This window comes from Kineococcus halophytocola, assembly GCF_041276425.1.
Classification (GTDB): Bacteria; Actinomycetota; Actinomycetes; order Actinomycetales; family Kineococcaceae; genus Kineococcus; species Kineococcus halophytocola.
In genome coordinates this window covers 1-17,521 of record NZ_JBGFTU010000001.1, presented here as the reverse complement: position 1 = coordinate 17,521, position 17,521 = coordinate 1, and the positions used below count along the sequence as shown (strand labels likewise).

General features: G+C 73.8%; 24 protein-coding genes. 11 read left to right on the top strand and 13 right to left on the bottom strand.

Features of this window, described 5'->3' with window-relative positions; genetic code table 11:
- The first annotated feature begins 101 nt into the window (after positions 1–101).
- Positions 102–347 carry a helix-turn-helix domain-containing protein gene (locus AB2L27_RS00120; RefSeq protein WP_370439423.1) on the top strand — a complete coding sequence of 82 codons (246 nt, stop codon included), beginning with the start codon at positions 102–104 and terminating at the stop codon, positions 345–347.
- Here the strand turns inward: AB2L27_RS00120 and AB2L27_RS00115 are convergent.
- The 5 genes from AB2L27_RS00115 to AB2L27_RS00095 all read right to left on the bottom strand — a co-directional run bounded on the left by AB2L27_RS00115 (position 340) and on the right by AB2L27_RS00095 (position 4,175).
- Entirely contained in the window at positions 340–564 is a 225-nt protein-coding gene (locus AB2L27_RS00115) for a hypothetical protein (protein ID WP_370439422.1), read from the bottom strand. The genes AB2L27_RS00120 and AB2L27_RS00115 overlap by 8 nt on opposite strands.
- 22 nt (positions 565–586) lie before the next feature.
- Positions 587–1,297 (bottom strand): metal-dependent hydrolase, encoded by a 711-nt coding sequence (locus tag AB2L27_RS00110; protein WP_370439724.1) that lies wholly within the window; start codon positions 1,295–1,297, stop codon positions 587–589.
- Positions 1,298–1,448: 151 nt separating this feature from the next.
- Positions 1,449–2,579, bottom strand: a complete 1,131-nt coding sequence (locus AB2L27_RS00105) for a baeRF2 domain-containing protein (protein ID WP_370439421.1) — start codon at positions 2,577–2,579, stop codon at positions 1,449–1,451.
- Positions 2,580–2,648: 69 nt separating this feature from the next.
- Entirely contained in the window at positions 2,649–3,056 is a 408-nt protein-coding gene (locus AB2L27_RS00100; RefSeq protein ID WP_370439420.1) for a YchJ family protein, read from the bottom strand.
- A gap of 129 nt (positions 3,057–3,185) precedes the next feature.
- Positions 3,186–4,175, bottom strand: coding sequence for a LacI family DNA-binding transcriptional regulator (locus AB2L27_RS00095; protein ID WP_370439419.1), 990 nt, complete (start codon positions 4,173–4,175; stop codon positions 3,186–3,188).
- 83 nt (positions 4,176–4,258) lie between these two features.
- On the opposite strand from AB2L27_RS00095, the gene AB2L27_RS00090 reads away from it, so the two are divergent.
- Positions 4,259–5,257, top strand: coding sequence for a Gfo/Idh/MocA family protein (locus AB2L27_RS00090; protein WP_370439418.1), 999 nt, complete (start codon positions 4,259–4,261; stop codon positions 5,255–5,257).
- Positions 5,258–5,282: 25 nt separating this feature from the next.
- Here AB2L27_RS00090 and AB2L27_RS00085 read toward each other — a convergent pair whose 3' ends face one another.
- The 5 genes from AB2L27_RS00085 to AB2L27_RS00065 form a co-directional block, all read right to left on the bottom strand.
- Positions 5,283–6,812, bottom strand: coding sequence for an LCP family protein (locus AB2L27_RS00085; protein ID WP_370439417.1), 1,530 nt, complete (start codon positions 6,810–6,812; stop codon positions 5,283–5,285).
- A 90-nt stretch (positions 6,813–6,902) separates the two neighbouring features.
- On the bottom strand, positions 6,903–7,328 hold the full coding sequence (locus AB2L27_RS00080; protein WP_370439416.1) for a DUF4190 domain-containing protein: 426 nt from the start codon (positions 7,326–7,328) through the stop codon (positions 6,903–6,905).
- A 51-nt stretch (positions 7,329–7,379) separates the two neighbouring features.
- On the bottom strand, positions 7,380–7,541 hold the full coding sequence (locus tag AB2L27_RS00075; RefSeq protein ID WP_370439415.1) for a hypothetical protein: 162 nt from the start codon (positions 7,539–7,541) through the stop codon (positions 7,380–7,382).
- A 13-nt stretch (positions 7,542–7,554) separates the two neighbouring features.
- Positions 7,555–8,268 carry a class E sortase gene (locus AB2L27_RS00070; protein ID WP_370439723.1) on the bottom strand — a complete coding sequence of 238 codons (714 nt, stop codon included), beginning with the start codon at positions 8,266–8,268 and terminating at the stop codon, positions 7,555–7,557.
- Positions 8,268–9,005 carry a DUF881 domain-containing protein gene (locus AB2L27_RS00065; RefSeq protein ID WP_370439414.1) on the bottom strand — a complete coding sequence of 246 codons (738 nt, stop codon included), beginning with the start codon at positions 9,003–9,005 and terminating at the stop codon, positions 8,268–8,270. The genes AB2L27_RS00070 and AB2L27_RS00065 overlap by 1 nt, the downstream gene beginning before the upstream one ends.
- 95 nt (positions 9,006–9,100) lie before the next feature.
- Between AB2L27_RS00065 and AB2L27_RS00060 the strand changes: the two genes are divergently transcribed.
- Both AB2L27_RS00060 and AB2L27_RS00055 read left to right on the top strand, forming a co-directional pair.
- Complete coding sequence (locus AB2L27_RS00060; protein WP_370439413.1) at positions 9,101–9,445, top strand: cell division protein CrgA; 345 nt, start codon at positions 9,101–9,103, stop codon at positions 9,443–9,445.
- 119 nt (positions 9,446–9,564) lie between these two features.
- A complete protein-coding gene (locus AB2L27_RS00055; protein ID WP_370439412.1) occupies positions 9,565–10,506 on the top strand; it encodes a hypothetical protein in 942 nt (313 codons plus the stop codon).
- A gap of 311 nt (positions 10,507–10,817) precedes the next feature.
- Here the strand turns inward: AB2L27_RS00055 and AB2L27_RS00050 are convergent, their stop codons facing one another.
- Positions 10,818–11,534 carry a rhomboid family intramembrane serine protease gene (locus AB2L27_RS00050; RefSeq protein ID WP_370439411.1) on the bottom strand — a complete coding sequence of 239 codons (717 nt, stop codon included), beginning with the start codon at positions 11,532–11,534 and terminating at the stop codon, positions 10,818–10,820.
- Between the two features lie 172 nt (positions 11,535–11,706).
- Positions 11,707–12,231, bottom strand: a complete 525-nt coding sequence (locus tag AB2L27_RS00045) for a peptidylprolyl isomerase (RefSeq protein WP_370439410.1) — start codon at positions 12,229–12,231, stop codon at positions 11,707–11,709.
- A 186-nt stretch (positions 12,232–12,417) separates the two neighbouring features.
- On the opposite strand from AB2L27_RS00045, the gene AB2L27_RS00040 reads away from it, so the two are divergent.
- The 5 genes from AB2L27_RS00040 (at position 12,418) to AB2L27_RS00020 (ending at position 14,996) form a co-directional block, all read left to right on the top strand.
- Positions 12,418–13,284 (top strand): hypothetical protein, encoded by an 867-nt coding sequence (locus AB2L27_RS00040; RefSeq protein ID WP_370439409.1) that lies wholly within the window; start codon positions 12,418–12,420, stop codon positions 13,282–13,284.
- Between the two features lie 94 nt (positions 13,285–13,378).
- Entirely contained in the window at positions 13,379–13,657 is a 279-nt protein-coding gene (locus AB2L27_RS00035) for a YrhK family protein (RefSeq protein ID WP_370439408.1), read from the top strand.
- 308 nt (positions 13,658–13,965) lie between these two features.
- Complete coding sequence (locus AB2L27_RS00030) at positions 13,966–14,157, top strand: DNA-binding protein (protein ID WP_370439407.1); 192 nt, start codon at positions 13,966–13,968, stop codon at positions 14,155–14,157.
- Positions 14,154–14,489 carry a hypothetical protein gene (locus AB2L27_RS00025; RefSeq protein ID WP_370439406.1) on the top strand — a complete coding sequence of 112 codons (336 nt, stop codon included), beginning with the start codon at positions 14,154–14,156 and terminating at the stop codon, positions 14,487–14,489. Before AB2L27_RS00030 ends, AB2L27_RS00025 begins: the two co-directional genes overlap by 4 nt.
- Positions 14,490–14,678: 189 nt before the next feature.
- Complete coding sequence (locus AB2L27_RS00020) at positions 14,679–14,996, top strand: hypothetical protein (protein ID WP_370439405.1); 318 nt, start codon at positions 14,679–14,681, stop codon at positions 14,994–14,996.
- 82 nt (positions 14,997–15,078) lie between these two features.
- Here AB2L27_RS00020 and AB2L27_RS00015 read toward each other — a convergent pair whose 3' ends face one another.
- Positions 15,079–15,672 (bottom strand): GrpB family protein, encoded by a 594-nt coding sequence (locus AB2L27_RS00015; RefSeq protein ID WP_370439404.1) that lies wholly within the window; start codon positions 15,670–15,672, stop codon positions 15,079–15,081.
- Positions 15,673–16,087: 415 nt separating this feature from the next.
- On the opposite strand from AB2L27_RS00015, the gene AB2L27_RS00010 reads away from it, so the two are divergent.
- Both AB2L27_RS00010 and AB2L27_RS00005 read left to right on the top strand, forming a co-directional pair.
- On the top strand, positions 16,088–16,570 hold the full coding sequence (locus AB2L27_RS00010) for a hypothetical protein (RefSeq protein WP_370439403.1): 483 nt from the start codon (positions 16,088–16,090) through the stop codon (positions 16,568–16,570).
- Between the two features lie 114 nt (positions 16,571–16,684).
- Positions 16,685–17,212: a TFIIB-type zinc ribbon-containing protein gene (locus AB2L27_RS00005; RefSeq protein ID WP_370439402.1), complete on the top strand. Its 528-nt coding sequence runs from the start codon at positions 16,685–16,687 to the stop codon at positions 17,210–17,212.
- Positions 17,213–17,521 lie beyond the last annotated feature (309 nt).

Genomic DNA, 17,521 nt, shown 5'->3' with positions numbered 1-17,521 from the left:
TGTTCCGCGGGACGGAAGCCCCCTGGTGCGGGCCGGTGGCGGACCGTAGCGTGCGACCGGGCGCCCAACAGGGGGCACCACGCTCAAGCCGGGAGCGGATCGTGGACGATCACACGGGTGGCTCGCCAGCCGTCAGCGCCGTCGAACGGCGACTCCTCGAACTCGTGGCCGACGGGCGCTCGCTCGTCGCCGCCGGTGCCGAACTGGCCCTCGACGTGCAGGCCGTCAGCGCGACCATCACCGGCCTGCGGGACCGGTGGGGGGTGACCAGCACCGCCGCCGTCGTGCGGCGGGCCCGCGCGACGGGCCTCATCGAGGCCCCGACGGGGCGGCCCCGCCTCAGCTGAGGGGAGGCTCCTGCCCCTCCCGCGAGCGCCGGACCCGCCACGCGGCGAGGAAGTAGACGGCTCCGGCGGTGAAGACGCCCGCGGCCAGCCAGGCCAGGGGGCTGCCGTCGGTGAGGACCACGCCCCACGACAGCGCGGCCACCGCCGCGTACAGCAGCCCGGACCGCTTCGACTGCTCCAGGGTCTTCGTCGCCCGCCACCACGGTTGCCTCGGCACACCCCCAGTGTGCCGGAGTCCCTCAGACCAGCGGGGTCAGCAGATCCCGCACCGGCCCGACGTGGCGCACCAGGCCCAGCACCGTCAGCGTGGGGAACACGAAGTACTGCAGCAGCGGCTCGGGGCCGCGGCCGGCGCGGAACAGGCGCAGCCCCACGGTGAGGGGCTTCTTGCGCAGCCACGTCGTGAACGGCACCGGCACCCCGTCGGTGGTGAGGGCGTCGCCGAGGACGTGGACGACGACCCCGCCCGCGACGGCCACCGGCAGCCAGGGCAGCGAGACGCCCTGCGCCGTCAGCCACCACGCGGCCAGGAAGGACAGCACGAGGTTGCCCAGCGCGGTCTTCTCGGTGTCGCCGGGGATGAGCTGGGCCACCGAGTGCAGGGCCAGCCCGACCGCCAGGGCCAGCACGACCAGCGCCGACCAGGGGTTCGTGGCGGCCAGCGCGGCGAGGACCCCGAAGACGAGGGGGGCCACCACCACGTCGTGCGTGCCGCCGCGGTGCCGGCGCGCGAGGACGCCGATGACGCGGGACAGCCACCGCGTCGGCGGGCCCCACATCGACCCGGCCGTGGAGCCCTTCTGGTCCAGGTCGGGCAGGTAGGCGAACCCGCCGCAGGCGACCACCCAGGCCAGCTGCTCCAGAGGGCGGTCGATGCCGAGGTGCGTGGCGGCCAGGCCGAGGGTCAGGGCCCCCGCCGCCAGCCCACTGGCGGCGTGCGCCGGTCCCATCACGGTGCGTCGTCCTCCCAGGTCAGGAGCCTGGAGGGTATCGCGGTGGGCGTCCGGGTGTGGCGGCGGAGCGGGCCGCGCTGGCCCCGCGGGGACAGTGATCGTCCTCGGGGAGGCAACGAGGCGTTCCCCGCGCAGCGGCGGGCAGGGGTCAGACGGCGTAGCGCAGCAGCGCGCCGATCCCGTCGGTCATCGCCAGCAGCGGCTCCTCGCCGTCCTCCTGCGGGCGCGGGACGAGCTCGATCTCGGCGTCGGAGGCGGCCAGGGCCCGCACGAGGGCCGCGTCGGCGCGCACCTGCACGGCGTCGGTGACGCCGAGGACGTCGAGGTCCTCGCGCGTCGTGGCGACCTCCAGCGGCCCGGGGCCGGTCCACAGCCGCTCGGTGGAGGTCGGGTCGTCGAGCAGCAGGACCGTGCGGACCTGCCCGGCCCGCAGCGCGGCCACGACGGGTTCGAGCCCCTCCACGGCACGCCCCTGCCGGCCCCGTTCCTGGGCGAACTCGTCGAGGACGGCCTGCCGGCGACGGGTGCGGACGGCGTCGAGCGCGGCGGTGACGTTCGCCTCGAAGGCCTTCTCGCGGGTGCCGGCGGCCCGGCCGCCGCCCTTGACCTCGCACACCAGCGGTGCGAGGGCGGCGGGGGCCTTGTCCTTCAGCGCGGACATCGCCTTGGGGTCGCCGGTGACCAGGACGACGTCGGGGCGTTCGCGGCGGACGAGGTCGGCGAGGTCGGCGGCCACCGCGGCGGCGTTGTGGTCCCAGGAGTCCTGCACGGTCCGCTGGTAGCGGTGCTCGGCGCGGTTGTCGCCGGACCCCTTGTGCAGCAGGTCGTGCCCGCCCTCGACGGTGCGGGTCTCGTGCCCGAGGACGGCGCCCGTGCGGGCGACGGTGACGTCGGCGCCGGCGCGGTCGAGCTCGACGAGCACGTACCGCACGTCGTCGGCCATCGAGCGGACCAGCGGCATGAGGTGGGCGACGGGCCCGGTCGCGGCCTCCTCGCGCTCCGGCGGCGCGGTCAGGACGAGGTCGAGCTGCAGCCCCGTCGCGGTGGCGACGAGCGCGCGGCCGACGTGGCCGCCGACACCGGTCGGTTCGGTGGCCACGGCGTCCAGGGCGGTGAGCGCCGGTTCCGGTGCCCCCTGCCCGGCGAGGGCGCTGCGGGCCTCCCGCCAGCGCAGGTCGATGTCGTGCTCGCCGGTGGCCCGGTCACGGGTCGCGTCGACGTAGACGGAGACGGAGGGTCCGGGGTCGGTGGCCACGTCCTTGAGCCAGCTCAGCTTCACAGGTGCTCCCTCGTGATGATGGTGCTGTCCGCTCTTGCCTGTCACCCACAGTGCAGGAGGTCCGAGGGGTCACGCGACTCGGTTTCCCACCGGCCCTTCGTACACCCAGCGGCCGTCCACGCGACAGAACGCGGAGTCCTCGTGCTGGAACCCGCGCCGGCCCGCGTGGCGGTAGTGCGCCTCGAACTCGACGGTCCCGGTGTCGTCGAAGGGGCTGCCGCGTTCGGCGCCGAGGACGACGAGCCGGCGCCACTGGACGTCGTCGTCGAGGTCCAGGTCCTCCGGGCGGGTGGCCGGGTGCCAGCTGCGCAGGAGGTGCCCGACGTCGCCGAGGACGAACGCGGTGTAGCGCGAGCGCATGAGCGCCTCGGCGGTGGGGGCGTCCTGACCGGCGAGGTAGCGGCCGCAGCAGCCGGTGAGCGGTTCACCCCAGCCGCAGGGGCACGGGTGGTCGGGTCCCACGGCTCGCTCAGGCACCCCCGCATGATGCCCCGTGGGGCCGAGCGGGCGCCCGCACTGCCGACGGCGCCCGACACGCCCGGTTCCGGGGGCGTTCCCCGGCGTGTCGCCGGACGGCTGTGGCACCGGTGCGCGTCGCCCCGGTGCTCAGGGCACCGGGGCGGCCGTCGTCGCCCGCACCACGAGCCGCGGCGCGACGAGCCGCAGGTCGGCGGGCGCGTCGGGGTCGGCGAGGCGGTCCAGCAGCCGCCGCGCGGCGAGGCGCCCCACCTCGTGCGCGGCGTTGTCGACGCTGGTGAGCGACACGGCGCGCAGCCCGGCGGTCGAGGTGTCGTCGTAGCCGACGACGGACAGCGCGCCGGGCACGGCGAGGCCGAGGTCGGCGGCGGCGGCCAGGACCCCGACGGCGACGGCGTCGTTCGCGGCCACCACCGCGGTCGGCGGGTCCGGGCGGGTCAGCAGGGCGCGGCCGGCGCGGTGCCCGGTGTCCTCGGTCATCGGGCCGGTCTGCACGACCACCTCGGCCCCGCCGGCGCTGGCGGCGTCCTCCACGGCGCCCCGGCGCAGGTCACCGACCGGTCCGGTGCCGGCGACGTGGGCCAGGCGGCGGTGCCCCAGCGTCAGCAGGTGCTCCACGGCCAGCCGCACCCCGGCCTCGTCGTCCCCGGCGACGACGTCGACGGCGAAGGGGTCGCCGGGGGCCAGGCGGGTGCCGGCCAGGACGGTCGGCACGCCGGCGGCGACCTCCCGGACGAGGCCCAGGTCGGGCAGGGTGCCGACGACGACGAGGCCGTCGACGCGCAGGTCGGCGAAGGTGCGGGGGGCCTCGGGTTCGCTGCGCGCCTCGGCGAGCACGGGCCGCAGCCCGGCGGCGTGCAGGACCGGGCGCAGACCGTCCAGGACGTCGACGAACCAGGGGTTGCGCAGGTCGTCCAGGAGGAGGCCGACGGCCCGGGTGCTGCCCCGGGCCAGGCTGCGGGCGGTGGGGTCGGGCCGGTAGCCGAGCTCGGCCACCGCGGCCAGGACCGCCGCGCGGCGCTCGGGGGAGACCCTGGGGCTGCCCTGCAGGACGAGGGAGACCAGGGACTTGGAGACCCCGGCGCGGGCGGCGACGCTGCGGATGGTCGGGCGGGTCACGCGCGTCGCCTCCTTGACACCTGGGGTCCGTCCGACGATCGTAGACGCCATTGGACCGGTCCAACACAAGTGAGGAGAACCCCGTGAGCGACCTGCACCTCGGGCTGGCCGGCGTCGGCCGCATCGGGGCGATGCACGCCCGCACGCTCGTCGCCACCCCCGGCGTCGCCCGGGTCACCGTCACCGACGTCGACGCGGCCCGCGCGCGCGAGGTCGGTGCCCAGGTCGGCGCCGACGCCGCCGCCGACGTGGCGGCCCTGCTCGCGGCCGGCGTCGACGGCCTCGTCGTCGCCACCGGCACCGCCCAGCACCCCGAGCTCATCCGCGCCGGGGTCGAGGCCGGTGTCCCCGTGCTGTGCGAGAAGCCCGTCGCCCCCGACGTCGCCCTCTCGCTGCCCGTGCTCGACCTCATCGCCCGCCACGACGGCGTCGTGCGCATCGGGCACCAGCGCCGGTACGACCCCGGCTACCGGGAGGCCAAGCGCGCCCACGCCGCCGGCGAGCTCGGCTGGCTGCACGCGATCCGGGCCACGACCTGCGACGTCACTCCCCCACCGGTCGCCTTCCTCGCCACCTCCGGCGGGCTGTTCCGCGACTGCAGCGTCCACGACGTCGACGTCATCCGCTGGATCACCGGCCGGGAGGTCGTGGAGGTCTACGCCCGCGGCAGCAACAACGGCGACCCCGCGATCGGGCAGGTCGGGGACGTCGACTCCGCGGTCGCGCTCTGCACGCTCGACGACGGCACCCTCGCCGTGATCACCGCCTCGCGCTACAACGGCGCCGGGCACGACGTGCGGCTGGAGCTGCAGGGCTCCCGGGACACGCTCGTCGTCGGCCTCGACGAGCGCAGCGCCCTGCGCTCGGCCGACCCGGGTGTCACCTTCCCCGGCGGCCCCCCGCACACGACGTTCGCGGACCGGTTCGCGCAGGCCTACCGGGACGAGGTCGCCGCGTTCGTGGACCTCCTCGGCGGCGGGCCGGACGAGCTGTGCCGCCCCGAGGACGCCGTCGCCGCGTCGAGGGTCGCCGACGCCGCGCAGGAGTCGCTGCTCACCGGGGTGCCCGTCCGCGTCGGCTGAGCCCCGCTCCCCGCGGGGGTGCAGGTCAGGCGCAGATGTCGTCGGTCGCCACGCGCGCGGTGATGGTCGGGGTGGGCGTCGGCGCGGGCGCCGGGGTGCCCGTCACGCGGGGACGGACGTCGCTCACCGGCGGTGCGCTCGAGGCGATCTCCACGACGACCTCCCGGCCCACCGACGGGTCCAGCACGGTCTTGGCGCCCCCCAGGGCCGCCGCGACGGTGTTCGCCGAGTCCTGCCGGTCGGTGCCGTAGCGGACCAGCACGTCCTGGCCCGGCTCGGTGGCCTGCCCGTCCCCGGTCCCCCCGGCGACGAACCCGACCCCCGTCAGCGCCTGGGACAGCGCTCCGGCCGCACCGGGGGTCCCGCCGACGTTGAGCACCCGCACGGAGATCTTCGACGGGGCCACCAGCAGCTCCGAGCTCGTGCCCGGCTCCGCGGTCGGCGAGGCCGTGGGCGCGGCCGAGGCCGGCCCGGCGGTGTCGGTGCGGATCCGCTGCCACAGCTCGTCCGCCGCCGGCGTCCACTGCACGCGGTTGCGGTTGGCCGGGTAGGGCTCGGTGGGCACGGTGATGAACTGCACCCCGTCGGCCGGCATCTTCTGCAGCGACTGGGCCAGGGAGGCGATCTCGGACAGGCTCGCCAGACCCGGGTCGGTCGTCACCGACTTCGTCGCCGCGTCCAGGAAGCCGTAGAGGCGGTCCGGGCGCGTGAGCATCGCCGAGCTGGTGACCTTCTGCACCATCGAGCTCATCAGCGCCTGCTGCCGGCCGATGCGCGAGATGTCCGAGCCGTCCCCGATGTGGCGCACGCGCGCGTAGGCCAGGGCGGTCTGCCCGTCGACGTCGTCGTGGGTGCCGGCGTCCAGGTGCAGGTCCGCCTTGGCGTCGTCGATGGCCCGCGGCGTGCAGATCGTCACGCCGCCGAGGGCGTCGATCATCGAGCGGAAGCCGCTGAAGTCGACGACGACGTAGTGGTCGACCGGCACCTGCGTGATGGTCTGCACCGTGTTGACGGTGCAGGCCGCCCCGCCGAGGGAGAAGGCGGAGTTGAACATGCCCTTCTGCGGCTCGGTCCTCGTGCCGTCGGGCAGCTTGCACGCGGGGATCTCGACCATCGAGTCGCGCGGGATGCTGACCATCGTCGCGCTCTTGCGGTTCGCGGCGAGGTGGACCAGCAGCGTCGTGTCCGAGCGGGCGCCGGGGTCGGCGTCCGCCCCGCCGTACTCGTCCCCCGTGCCGTCGGACAGGTCTCGGGTGTCGCTGCCCATGACGAGGATGTTGACGTCGTCCTGGCCCGTGGTCGGGTCCACCGCGGACTCGTCCGAGGGCCGGGTGCCGAGCAGGCCGTCGATGCTCTCGGCGTTGATGTTGCCCTGCAGCCGGTAGTACGCGAACACGCCGCCACCGGTGGCGACCACCGCGAGGACCACCGCCGCGACCAGGACCCCGCGCAGGACCGAGAAGGCCCGCCCGTGGGCGTGGTCGGCGTGACGGCCGCGGGCGCGGCGCCTGGCCCCGGGGACCTCGGGCGGTGCGGGGTCGGTGGGAGTGGGCACGACCTCACGCTACGGCCGGGACGGCCGTGCCCTTGAGCGGAGTCGTCAAGGTTGCGCAGCGTGTGCGCGAGCCCTTCACAGGGCGTGACCTCACTGCACGCCGGCGCGGGCGTTCAGGTCGTCGACGCACTGCTGCACGGCGGCCTGGTCGCCGTTGGCGTCCAGGAAGCAGTTCCAGGCCTCGGAACCGCCGTTGTTCAGCGCGTAGGCGAGGCCGGCGGCGAGGAAGGCCGTGATGACGGCCCCGGCGATGAGGGCGACGACGTTGATGACCAGGCCCGTGACGGCCACGCCCTTGTTCGTGGCCCGCCGCCGGCCGACCCGCCGGAACCCGACGATCGACAGGACCAGACCGATGATCGCCAGGACGAGGCCGAGCGGCCCGCCCACGACGGTCAGGCACAGGACGAGGGCGACGATCGCCAGGACGAGCCCGGCGACACCGGCGCCGTTCTTCACCGCGACGGGCCGGTCGTGCTCGCCGTAGCCGGGGGGCGGGGCGTACTCGCTGGACATGCTGTGCGTCCTCCCAGGTCGGTGGACGGCGATCGTCCCAGACGCCGGCGATCACTGCCCGTCGACGGTCCCGTCGTTGATGGCCAGGTGGTCGGCGATCGCGGGGAAGACGACCGTGAAGCACAGCAGCACGACCCCGGCCGCCACGAGCGCGCTGAGCAGCGCCCGCACCCACCACGGGCCGGGCAGCACCCGCCACCACCACGCGTACACCTGTCCCCTCCTCTCAGCCGGCCGGCGGGGCGAGGGAGTCCGGCGGCCCGTCGGCCCGGTCGCGCACCGACTCCAGCAGCGCGTGCACGACGTACCGCTGGCGCGCCGAGTGCATCGGGTGGCAGGCCGTCATCGTCAGCCACGCCTGCGTGGGCGCCGCGCCGGGCTGGTCGGGCACGGGCGCGATGACCGAGACCTGCTGGGGCCGGACGATCTCGTGCGAGCGGACGCGGTAGGTCAGCCACTGCGTCGCGGTCTGGACGACGACGGCGTCCCCGTCCCGCAGCTCGGCGACCTGGTGGAACGGCTTGCCGTAGGTCACGCGGTGACCGGCGACGGCGAAGTTGCCGACCTGCCCGGGCATGACGGTCCGGGTGTAGTGGCCGATGCCGTCCTTGAGCTCCTCGGTGCCGGTGCCCTCCACGACGGGGACCGCGTAGTCCGCCGCGAAGCGCGGCACGTGCAGGATCGCGAACGGCTGCCCGACGCCGGGCACCGCGACCGGGTCGACGGGCGGGTCGGCGGGCTGCTCGGCGGGCTGCTGGGAGGGTGCTGCGGTCGGGGTGGGGTCCGTGCGCTCCCAGCGCTGCTCCAGGGAGCTGACGGTCGCCGCCTGCGCCCGGCCGGAGGTGAGGTCGGTCCAGTGGAGCTGCCACACGACGAACAGCAGCGTGAGGACACCGGCGGTGACGAGCAGCTCACCGACGACGGAGACGGCCCGGCGCATCACGCGACACCCGCCCGGGCGTGGGACAGGCGGGTCGTGCCGTCGAAGGCGGGCAGCCGCAGGTCCGCGCCGGTCGAGACCTGGTAGCCGAGGCCGTAGGCGGCGACGTACTCGCGGTAGACCGAGATCTGCGCCGACCCCTCCAGCGCGGCGCGCAACCGGGACACGTCACCCACGGCCGTGATCCGGTACGGCGGGGAGTAGGTGCGGCCCTGCAGCACCAGGACGCTGCCGACGCAGCGGACCGCGGACGTCGACACGATCCGCTGATCCATGACCGCCATCGCCTCGGCGCCGCCGTTCCACAGGGCGTTCACCACGCCCTCGACGTCCTGCTGGTGCACGACGAGGTCGTCGGGGGAGGCACCGGCGGGCCGCTCGGTGGCTGGGGCGTCGTCCAGGACGACCGTCACCCCCGGCCCGCGGACCGCGAGCGCCCCCGAGGCGGTCCCCAGCGCCGGGTCGCTCAGCGGGTCGGTCCCCCCGGCGCCGGTGGTCCCGGCGCCGGGCGTCGCGGCGTCGCGGCTGAGGGTGTCGACCTGCGCGCGCAGGACCGCCACCCGGTCGGCCCGCTCGGCGTTCTCCCGCGAGCGCTGGGCGACGACGGAGCCGAGGTCGGCGGACTCCGAGCGCAGGTCGGTCCCGCCGGAGGTCAGCGCGCTGGTCGCGAACAGGAGCCCGGCGGCGGCCAGGACGCCGACGACCCCGGCCCGGCGGGCGATGCGTCCTGCCTCCACGCGCCTCCCCCGTCCCCTCGTGCCGCAGCCCCCCCGGTCCCGACGAGCGTCGGTCCGGCCCTGGACACCGATCGTCGCACTACGCTGACCGGGAGGTGACGTTCCCCGTCCCCGCCCACCCCCGACAGGAGGTCGACGTGCCCCGGCGCAAGAAGTCCGACGAGACGGACGTCACGAGCGAGGCGACCGCCGCGGCGGACGCCGGTGGTCGCCGCGGAGGGGTCTCCGACGCCGACCGCGAGGTCAAGCGCAGGAACCAGCTCACGCCGCGCTGGTGGGTCTGGACGATGGTCGGACTCATGGTCCTGGGCCTGGCCTGGATCGTCGTGTTCTACCTGTCCAGCTCGTCGCTGCCGGTGCCGGGCTGGGGCAACTGGAACCTCGTCGCGGGCTTCGCGCTCGTGCTCGCCGGGTTCGCCATGACGACCCGCTGGCGCTGACGGTCCGCTGACGGTGCCGCGGTTGCGCCCGACGGGTGGTCGGGCGCTGCGCGGCGCGGAACCTCCCCCCGCGTCACGGTTAGGGTGACGCCTGTCGTCCACAGCCACCAGGGGGCCGAGTGCTGCACGTCGTCTACCGATCCCACGGCGGGGAGAACGCCAAGGGTCGGCCGTCCTGGTACTCCAAGTCCCTGGCCCTGGACTCCTTCCTGCGGTCGGTGCGGGAGGCGGGTGCGGCGGGCGACGCCGTCGACGTCGTGTTCCTCAACGACGGCCCCGTCCCCTCCGAGCGCCTGGCGCCGATGCGCGAGCACGGCACCGTGCGGGCCATCACCGGGGGCAGCAACCGGGCGAGCTACCTGTCCGGTCTCGCGCTCGCCGCCCGCTCGGACTGGGCGGACGAGGACGTCGTCCTGTTCGCCGAGGACGACTACCTGTGGCGCCCGGACGCCCTCGTCTGCCTGCTGCGGGCGGCGCGGCAGCGCCGGGCGGACTACCTGGCCCCGTACGGCGTGGGCACGCACGACGACATCGACGGGCGGGTGCCGGTGTGGCGCCGGCCGCGCGCGGGCCGGGGCGAGGAGGCCATCCCCGCCGACGTCGTGCGCTGGGTGCCGCACCAGAGCACGACGAGCACCTTCGCCGTCCGGCTCGGTGCGCTGCGCCAGGACCACCGGCTGCTGGTGCTGTGCTGCCTGTCCGGCGGTGACTTCGACCACACGAGCCTGCTGGCGGTGCAGGGCGTTCCCCGCTTCACGCTGCGCGACCTCGTCACGCACCACCCCGGCGCGTCCTCGAACCCGGCCGTGCGGGCGGCGCGGGCGGTCTACCTGACGGCCTTCCGCGGCGCCGTGGACGTGGCCTCGCTGCGGCGGCCCTCGCGGCGGCGGCGGCTCGTGGCGGCCGACCCGGCGGTCTGCACGCACATGGAGCAGGGCTGGCTGGCGCCGGCCCCGCCCGGGCGGCCGGGGTTCTGGCAGGACCTCGCGGCGCAGGTCCGGCAGGAGCGGCAGAGCGCCCCGGACACCGACGGGGACGCGACCCGGTCCCTCACCGTCTGACGCTTCGATGACGGGAGATCACCCGTAGTAGTCGTCTGGGGTGCCGTGGTGAATCCCTTCAGCCAGGGCCGTTGTCCACCACCTGGGGACGACGTGTGGACGAGCGGGCCTGCTGTCCACAAGGGTTGTCCACCGTCTCGTCCACAAGCTGTGGACAGGTGTGGGTAACGCCCTCCTCGTTCCACAGCCCGCCCCACACCCCGTGGATGACCCCGGTGACCTTCGCACAGGTGTGCGAAACCCTGTGGACGACGTCCCCGCCACCGGCTAGTCGCTCTCAGTGACTGTGCTGTCGCATCCCGTACGGCGCGTCAGTACAGCGCCGCGCCGTAGGCGAGCCCGGCGAGCACGAGCACGGCCACCGCCGCCGTCCCGGCCCACTGCACGACGGCGTTCCCCCGCCGCCCGCGCGCCATCGCGGCGGCCACCAGCGCACCGGTCACCAGACCCCCGAGGTGGGCCTGCCAGGAGATGCCGGCGACGAAGACGCCGATGAAGAAGTTGAGGCCGATGAGCACCGCGATCTGCCCGGTCTGCCGGCCCAGGTGCCGGTTGACGACGAACAGGGCGGCGAACAGCCCGAAGATCGCCCCGGAGGCGCCGACCATGACGCTGCCGGCCGTGCCGGGCAGCACCAGGCCCCCGACGGCCCCGCCGAGCGCGGAGACGGCGTACAGGGCGGTGAAGCGCAGCCGGCCCAGCAACTGCTCCAGGTACTGCCCGCAGATCCACAGGGCGTACATGTTCAGCAGCAGGTGCAGGACGCCGGCGTGCAGGAACGCCGACGTGACCGGCTGCCACCACGAGCCCTGGGCGAACGAGCCGAGGAACGGCCCGTTGACGAGCGCGAGCTGGTAGAAGACGTTCGTCGGCATGACCTGCTGGGCCAGGAACATCAGCAGGCAGGCCCCGATGACGACCTTCGTCACGAGGGTGTCGCGGTTGCTCAGCGCCCCGCCGAACGTCGTCCGCGCCTGACGGACCCCCTTGTTGCCCTCGGCGACGCAGTCGACGCACTGGATGCCCACGGCCGCAGGCCGCTGGCACTGCGGGCAGACCGGACGTCCGCAGCGCTGGCAGCGGACCCACGACTCGCGGTCGGGGTGGCGGGGACAGACGGGGACGTCGCTCACGTCGGGCTCAACGCGCGGGACGCCCCCGTCGTTCACGCTCAGGGCGTGTCCCGGGTGCTCGTGCGGGTCAGTCGCGCTCGACGTCGACCGAGGAGATGACGACGGGCTCGCGCGGGGCGTCGCCCGGGCCGACGGGCACGGTGGCGATGGCGTCCACGACGGCGCGGCTGGCGTCGTCGGCGACCTCGCCGAAGATCGTGTGCTTGCCGTTGAGGTGCGGGGTCGGCGTCACGGTGACGAAGAACTGCGACCCGTTGGTGCCGTGACCGGCGATCTTGCCGGCGTTGGCCATGGCCAGCAGGTACTTCTTGTCGAAGCGCAGGTCCGGGTGGATCTCGTCGTCGAACTGGTACCCGGGGCCGCCGCGGCCGTCACCACGGGGGCAGCCCCCCTGGATCATGAAGCCGTCGATGATGCGGTGGAAGGTGAGCCCGTCGTAGAACGGCGTGGTCTTCTGCTCGCCGGTGGCCGGGTCCTGCCACTCCTTCGTGCCCTCGGCGAGGCCCACGAAGTTCGCCACCGTCTTGGGGGCGTGGTTCTCGAACAGTTCCAGGCGGATGTCGCCGTGGTTGGTGTGCAGGGTGGCGTACATGCCGCTCATCCTTCCACGGGTCGCGCACGGCACCCGGTGGGGTGTCTGGTGGCGGGAAGCGCCCGGGTGCGGTCAGATGACGGGTGGTGATCGTCGCCGACCGTTCGGCGTGGGGCACGGACCGCGCCCCCCGCACGTTCGCGACATCGGGTGAACGGGCCAGAGGACGAGCACGAGGAGGAACGGATGTCGTTGACCAAGAGCCACACCAAGAGCCACACCGAGAAGCTGCAGGCCCAGAGCGCGGCGCTCGCGGGTAAGGTCGCACCGGCGGTCGGGTCCGCCGTCGACTGGGCCCAGCCGCGCCTGGAGAAGGCGTGGGACACCACGGTCGAGGCGGCCGCGCCCAAGGTGGAGGCCGCCGCCCACAAGGTGTCGCCCGCCGTGGACAGCGCCCGCGACAAGATCGTCGACGACCTGCTGCCCAAGCTCGTCGAGGCCGTGCAGGAGGCGGCCAGCACCGCCCGTGACGCGGCCGCCCCCGCCGTCACCGCCGCCGCCGGCACGGCCACCGCGGCCGCCGCCTCCGCGAGCGGTGCGGTCAAGGACGCCGTCGCGGACGGCAAGAAGGCCGAGGCGTCCCTGGAGAAGTCGCTGGGCAAGAAGGCCCACCAGGCCGGCCGCCGGGCCAAGGCCGCCCGCAAGGCCGGGAAGGCCGCCGGCAAGGCGGGTTCCAAGGCCGCGAAGGCGACCGCGAAGCAGACGAACAAGGTCGCCAGGCAGCGGTCCGCGGACGCCCTGGCCGTCGTGAGGGGTGAGGCCGTGGCCAAGAAGAAGGGCAGCGCGGGGAAGAAGTTCCTCGTCTTCACGCTCGTCGCCGCCGGTGGCGCCGCGGTGTTCGCGGCCGTGCGCAACTCCCAGAAGGAGGACCCGTGGGCGGCCCCGGGTGCGGCCTGGACGCCGGCCCCCGCCGCCACCACGCCGAGCACGCCGGCGGCCGAGAAGAGCACCGAGAAGCTCGAGGAGGCCACCGCCCCCTCGACGTCGGCCGCGGACGAGACCACGCACACCCCCGCCGAGAACGGGACCCCCGGGCAGCCCAAGGGCGACTGAGCCCGATCCGCCCCCGGGCACGAGGGCCGGTCCCGGCACCGCCGGGACCGGCTCTCGCCGTGCCCACCCCGACGACCCCGCGGGAGGTTCCACCGTGCCCGACGGCCACCCCGTCCACGTCCGGCTCGGCCCCGACGAGCTGGTGCTCCGGCAGCGCTACGAAGTCCTCAGCATCGTCAACGACGTCCTGGTCGCGCTGTGGTTCGTGGCCGGCAGCATCCTCTTCTTCTGGGAGAGCACCACGACGATCGGCACCTGGCTGTTCCTGGCCGGCAGCGTCGAACTGCTCATCCGGCCGGTGATCCGGCTGACGCGCAAGGTGCACCTGAGACGGCGGCACGGGTCCGGGCTGGACAGCGGCGGGGAGTACTGAGGTCCCGGTGCACGTGGTGGCCTGCGGGGACGTCTCCCACGACCGGCTCACCTCCCCGGTGCGGGGGTCCCGGCGGGGTCGGCAGCAGACGGTGTGATCGGGCCGCCGCTGGAGCGGTGCGTTCCACGCCACGTCCTCGTGGTGGACGGGGTGCGACGCACCACGTCCGCGGTGCGGTGCCTTCTCGCCCAGTGGGCCGTCGGCCTTCCGATCACCCCGCGATCACGGGAGGCTGCGATGACGCCGTCGCGACGACGTCCGCGTCCTCGGCCGGATTGGTACCACGGCGGTACCGTTCGTTCACGGCGATGAACCTCCGGCTGACCGACGACGAGACCGAGGCCCTGCGTCGACGGGCCGAGCAGGAGGGCCGCTCCATGCAGGACGTCGCCCGCACCGCCATCGGCGAGTACGTCTCCGACCGTCCGGCCCGCCTGCGCGCGGCCATCGACCGGGTGCGCACCGAGGACGCCGAGCTCCTCGCCCGCCTCGCGCGGTGACCCAGCCCGAACACCCTCTCGACCACCTCTCCACCGAAGACCTGCTCGAGATCGCCGCCGGCGTCGTGGAGGACGTGCAGGTCCGCGACCTCGGTCTGCTCGCCTCAGCCGTCGCTCGTCCCCGTACCACCGTCTTCGGCCGCCAGGCCTACCCCGCCCTGGCCGACGAGGCGGCGGCGCTGATGCACTCCCTGGCCCGCACCACCCGCTCGTCGACGGTCACGAGCGCCTGGCCTGGTCAGCGACCCGCGTCTTCTGCCTGCTCAACGGCACCGACCTGGTCATGGACGTCGACGAAGCCGAGCAGATGGTGCTGGCCGCAGCTGCCGTAGACCTCGACGCCGCGGAACTGGCGAGGGTGATCAGCCGCCATCTCGACTAGGGGGCGCGACCGTCCCGCACCGCAGCCGGCGCGGGGGTGACTTCACGGTCATGACGAGTTGAGGAAGATCCAACCTGCGCTCTTGGACGTCGTGCCACGCTGACGAGGACAGAGGTGACGAGCAGACGGGAGGCGACAGGTGACGCGCGGCTTCATCCCCCAGCGCGATGAGAACGGCGACGAGGACTGGAGCATCATGCGGGTCGACCTCGACTTCGAGGTGCCCGACCACGTCCTGGACGACGCCCCCTCCCGGCGAGGCGATGTACCCCGCCGCTACGCGCAGTACCCCGGCGTGGAAGGCCGCGACATCGTCGACTTCCTCCTGGACAACGGCGTCTCAGTCGGTGCTCACGACGTGAGTACCGCCGACCGGATCGTCCAGGACCTCGACCCTGCCACGGTGCTGACGCTGCTGTCCTGGGTACGCCGGGCATCCGCGGCGCGCCCTACCTGACGCCCGGTCATCTCGCGGTGCGCAGCGCACGGTCATCTGGCGCAGCGTGGCTGTTCGAATCGCCTCTGAGGAGGACTGGGGGTCAGTGGCTGCGTCCCCAGGCCTCGAACTGCCCTTGGACCTCGTCGAAGAACGCGGTCTTGGCCCGGGTGTAGTCGTCGAAATCGGCATCGCCGGCATGCTCCGCGGCCACGCCGGCTTTGAAAGAGGCGTACCGGTCGCGGGCCTCAGGGTGGGCCCGTAGCCAGTCGCGAAACCAGACGGCGTAGCGGCCCCACGGTGAGGCGCTGAGCCGGATGTGCAAGATCGCGGCGTCCGGGCCTTCGATGTCGTGGACGAAGAGGCGCTTGCGCCACACCTCGTCAGGGACCTGCTCGGAGCCGCGGGGGATGTCGCGGTAGACCCCCGGGGAGTCGGGGCGAGAGCCGGTAGCGGGGACGAAGCCGGCGGGAGCCAGCACCTGGTCCAGCAGCTCGGGCTGGGGCAGTGCGGTGATGACGACCTGGAGGTCGATGTAGGCCTTGGCCATCAGGCCGGGGACGGAGGTGGAGCCGATGTGCTCGAAGGACTCACCGACCCCCAGCGGCTTTATCGCCTGCTCCACCGCAGCGAGCAGCTGAGCTGCGCGCCCGGGCCAGGCGGGGTCGTAGGGCTGCAGCACCGCAGGTCCAGGCACGGCTCGGACGCTAGCGCAGAAGGTGTGCTCGATCCGTCAGCACAAGGGTGCGTCCGCCAGCTCGCGAACTTCTCACCACCACGACCTGCCGCTGAAACGCACGGTCATCCCGCGGGCCGCGCCATCGTGACCCTCGCGCGTCGCCTCCTGTCCGAACGCGGGGGCTGGGGTACCAGGCGGCCGAGACCTGCTGCGCCCTTCAGCGGAGGATCCACGAAAGCGCCCCGCTCGCCTCCGCTATGCCCGGCACACTGCAGGGGTGGGAGGAGCACACGGTGCAGCAGGGCAGCGCGGTAGTGCCACCTCCCCCCACCGACCCCGCCACGCCCGCTCCCGCACCTCCGATCTTTGGGACCGCCTACCGAGACCGCGCCCCCGCCCGACGCAGCGACCAAGCGGGCGAGGAGTCCGCTGGTTGCGCAGGTACCCGCGCCTGCGCACCTGGCTGCGGGCCGGCAGCAGCCTGCTGGGGCTGCTCGGGATCGCAGCCACGCTCAGCGCGGTGTGGTTGCTGCCCGGTGAGCACCGATTGCAGCAGACAGCGGTGCACTTGCGCGAGAGCGGGATCAGCACCGTGGCCGACAGCGCCCGGGTGGTCCAGAACGGCTCCGGACGCAACGCCCAGGACGCGCTGGAGGCAACCTTCCGCACCCGGCAGCAGCAGGTCGTGACCGTGCGACTGCTCGGCTCCGGTACCGACTGGGGCATCGCGCAGCCCCCACGCCCCCTGACGGTCTTCTACGACCCCGCGCAACCGAGCCAGGCGATGTCTGCTGACGACCTCAGCTACTACCTCGATGAGGCGGTACCGGCAGCGGTGACCACGGCCGGGCTCGGCGGGTTCGGCGCACTGATCGGCGGTGCCGGTTGCTGGGTGTGGCGCCGCCCGGCCCGCTGAGGTCTCACGAGCACCCCTCCAGCGGCCTCGCAGCACGCTTGGTCTGACGATGAACGTTCGGTCATCCCGCGGTGTGCGTGATCACAAGCGGCCGGCGACGTCGCGGACATGACGATGAGCGAGGTCAAGCTGAGCGCGACGATCACCTGCACCTCGCCGCCCTCCGTGCGCTGCTTCACTATTCGGGTGATCGACCAGCCACCCGGCCGCTTCCGAGAACCAGAAGGCGGCATCCCCTGGCTGGACCCCGTCCTGGTCGTCTGCCCCCGCTGCAGCAAGCAGGCCACCGTCACCAAGAACGGTCGCGACCAAGCTCGCCTGCTCTGCCCCCACTGCACGCTGACCCGCCACTGGAGCCCCTCGACCTCCCCCACCAGCCAGGCCACCGAGACCGGCACAATGACCGAGCCCCGCTTCGGCCTGCCGCTGTGGCTGCAGATCGAATGCTGCGGCCGGCACCTGCTGTGGGCCACCAACCAAGCCCACTTGGACTACCTCGCCAGCTACATCGGCGCCACCTTGCGCGAACGACCCCCACCGCCCTCGAACCTGGCCTGGCGACTGCCCGCCTGGATGAAGCACGCCAAGAACCGCCCGGACGTCATGCGCGCCATCGGCAGGCTGCGCGACAGTCTGGACTGAACGGCGCACGTGGCCGCACGCTGCGCAAGGTCGTGGCACGCAGCGCACGGTCATCCCGCGAGTTGTGCGGGTCGAGATCTCCGCCGTCAGGTCCCCAGCTTCAAGTAGCCGCGTCCAGCGAGCGTCAACGCGTGCAGTGCCGACCCCGTCGCAGGCTCCGCACCGGGGCCCAGGAAGCAGACCAGTGGAGTCCACCAGAGTGGTGTACGGCGCCCTCCGGTGAGGGCGTGTCCACCAACGTGTGAGGCGGCCACCGCGTGATGCTTCGACCTGAGTTCCCGCTCAAGACCGAAGAAGGACACCGCGATG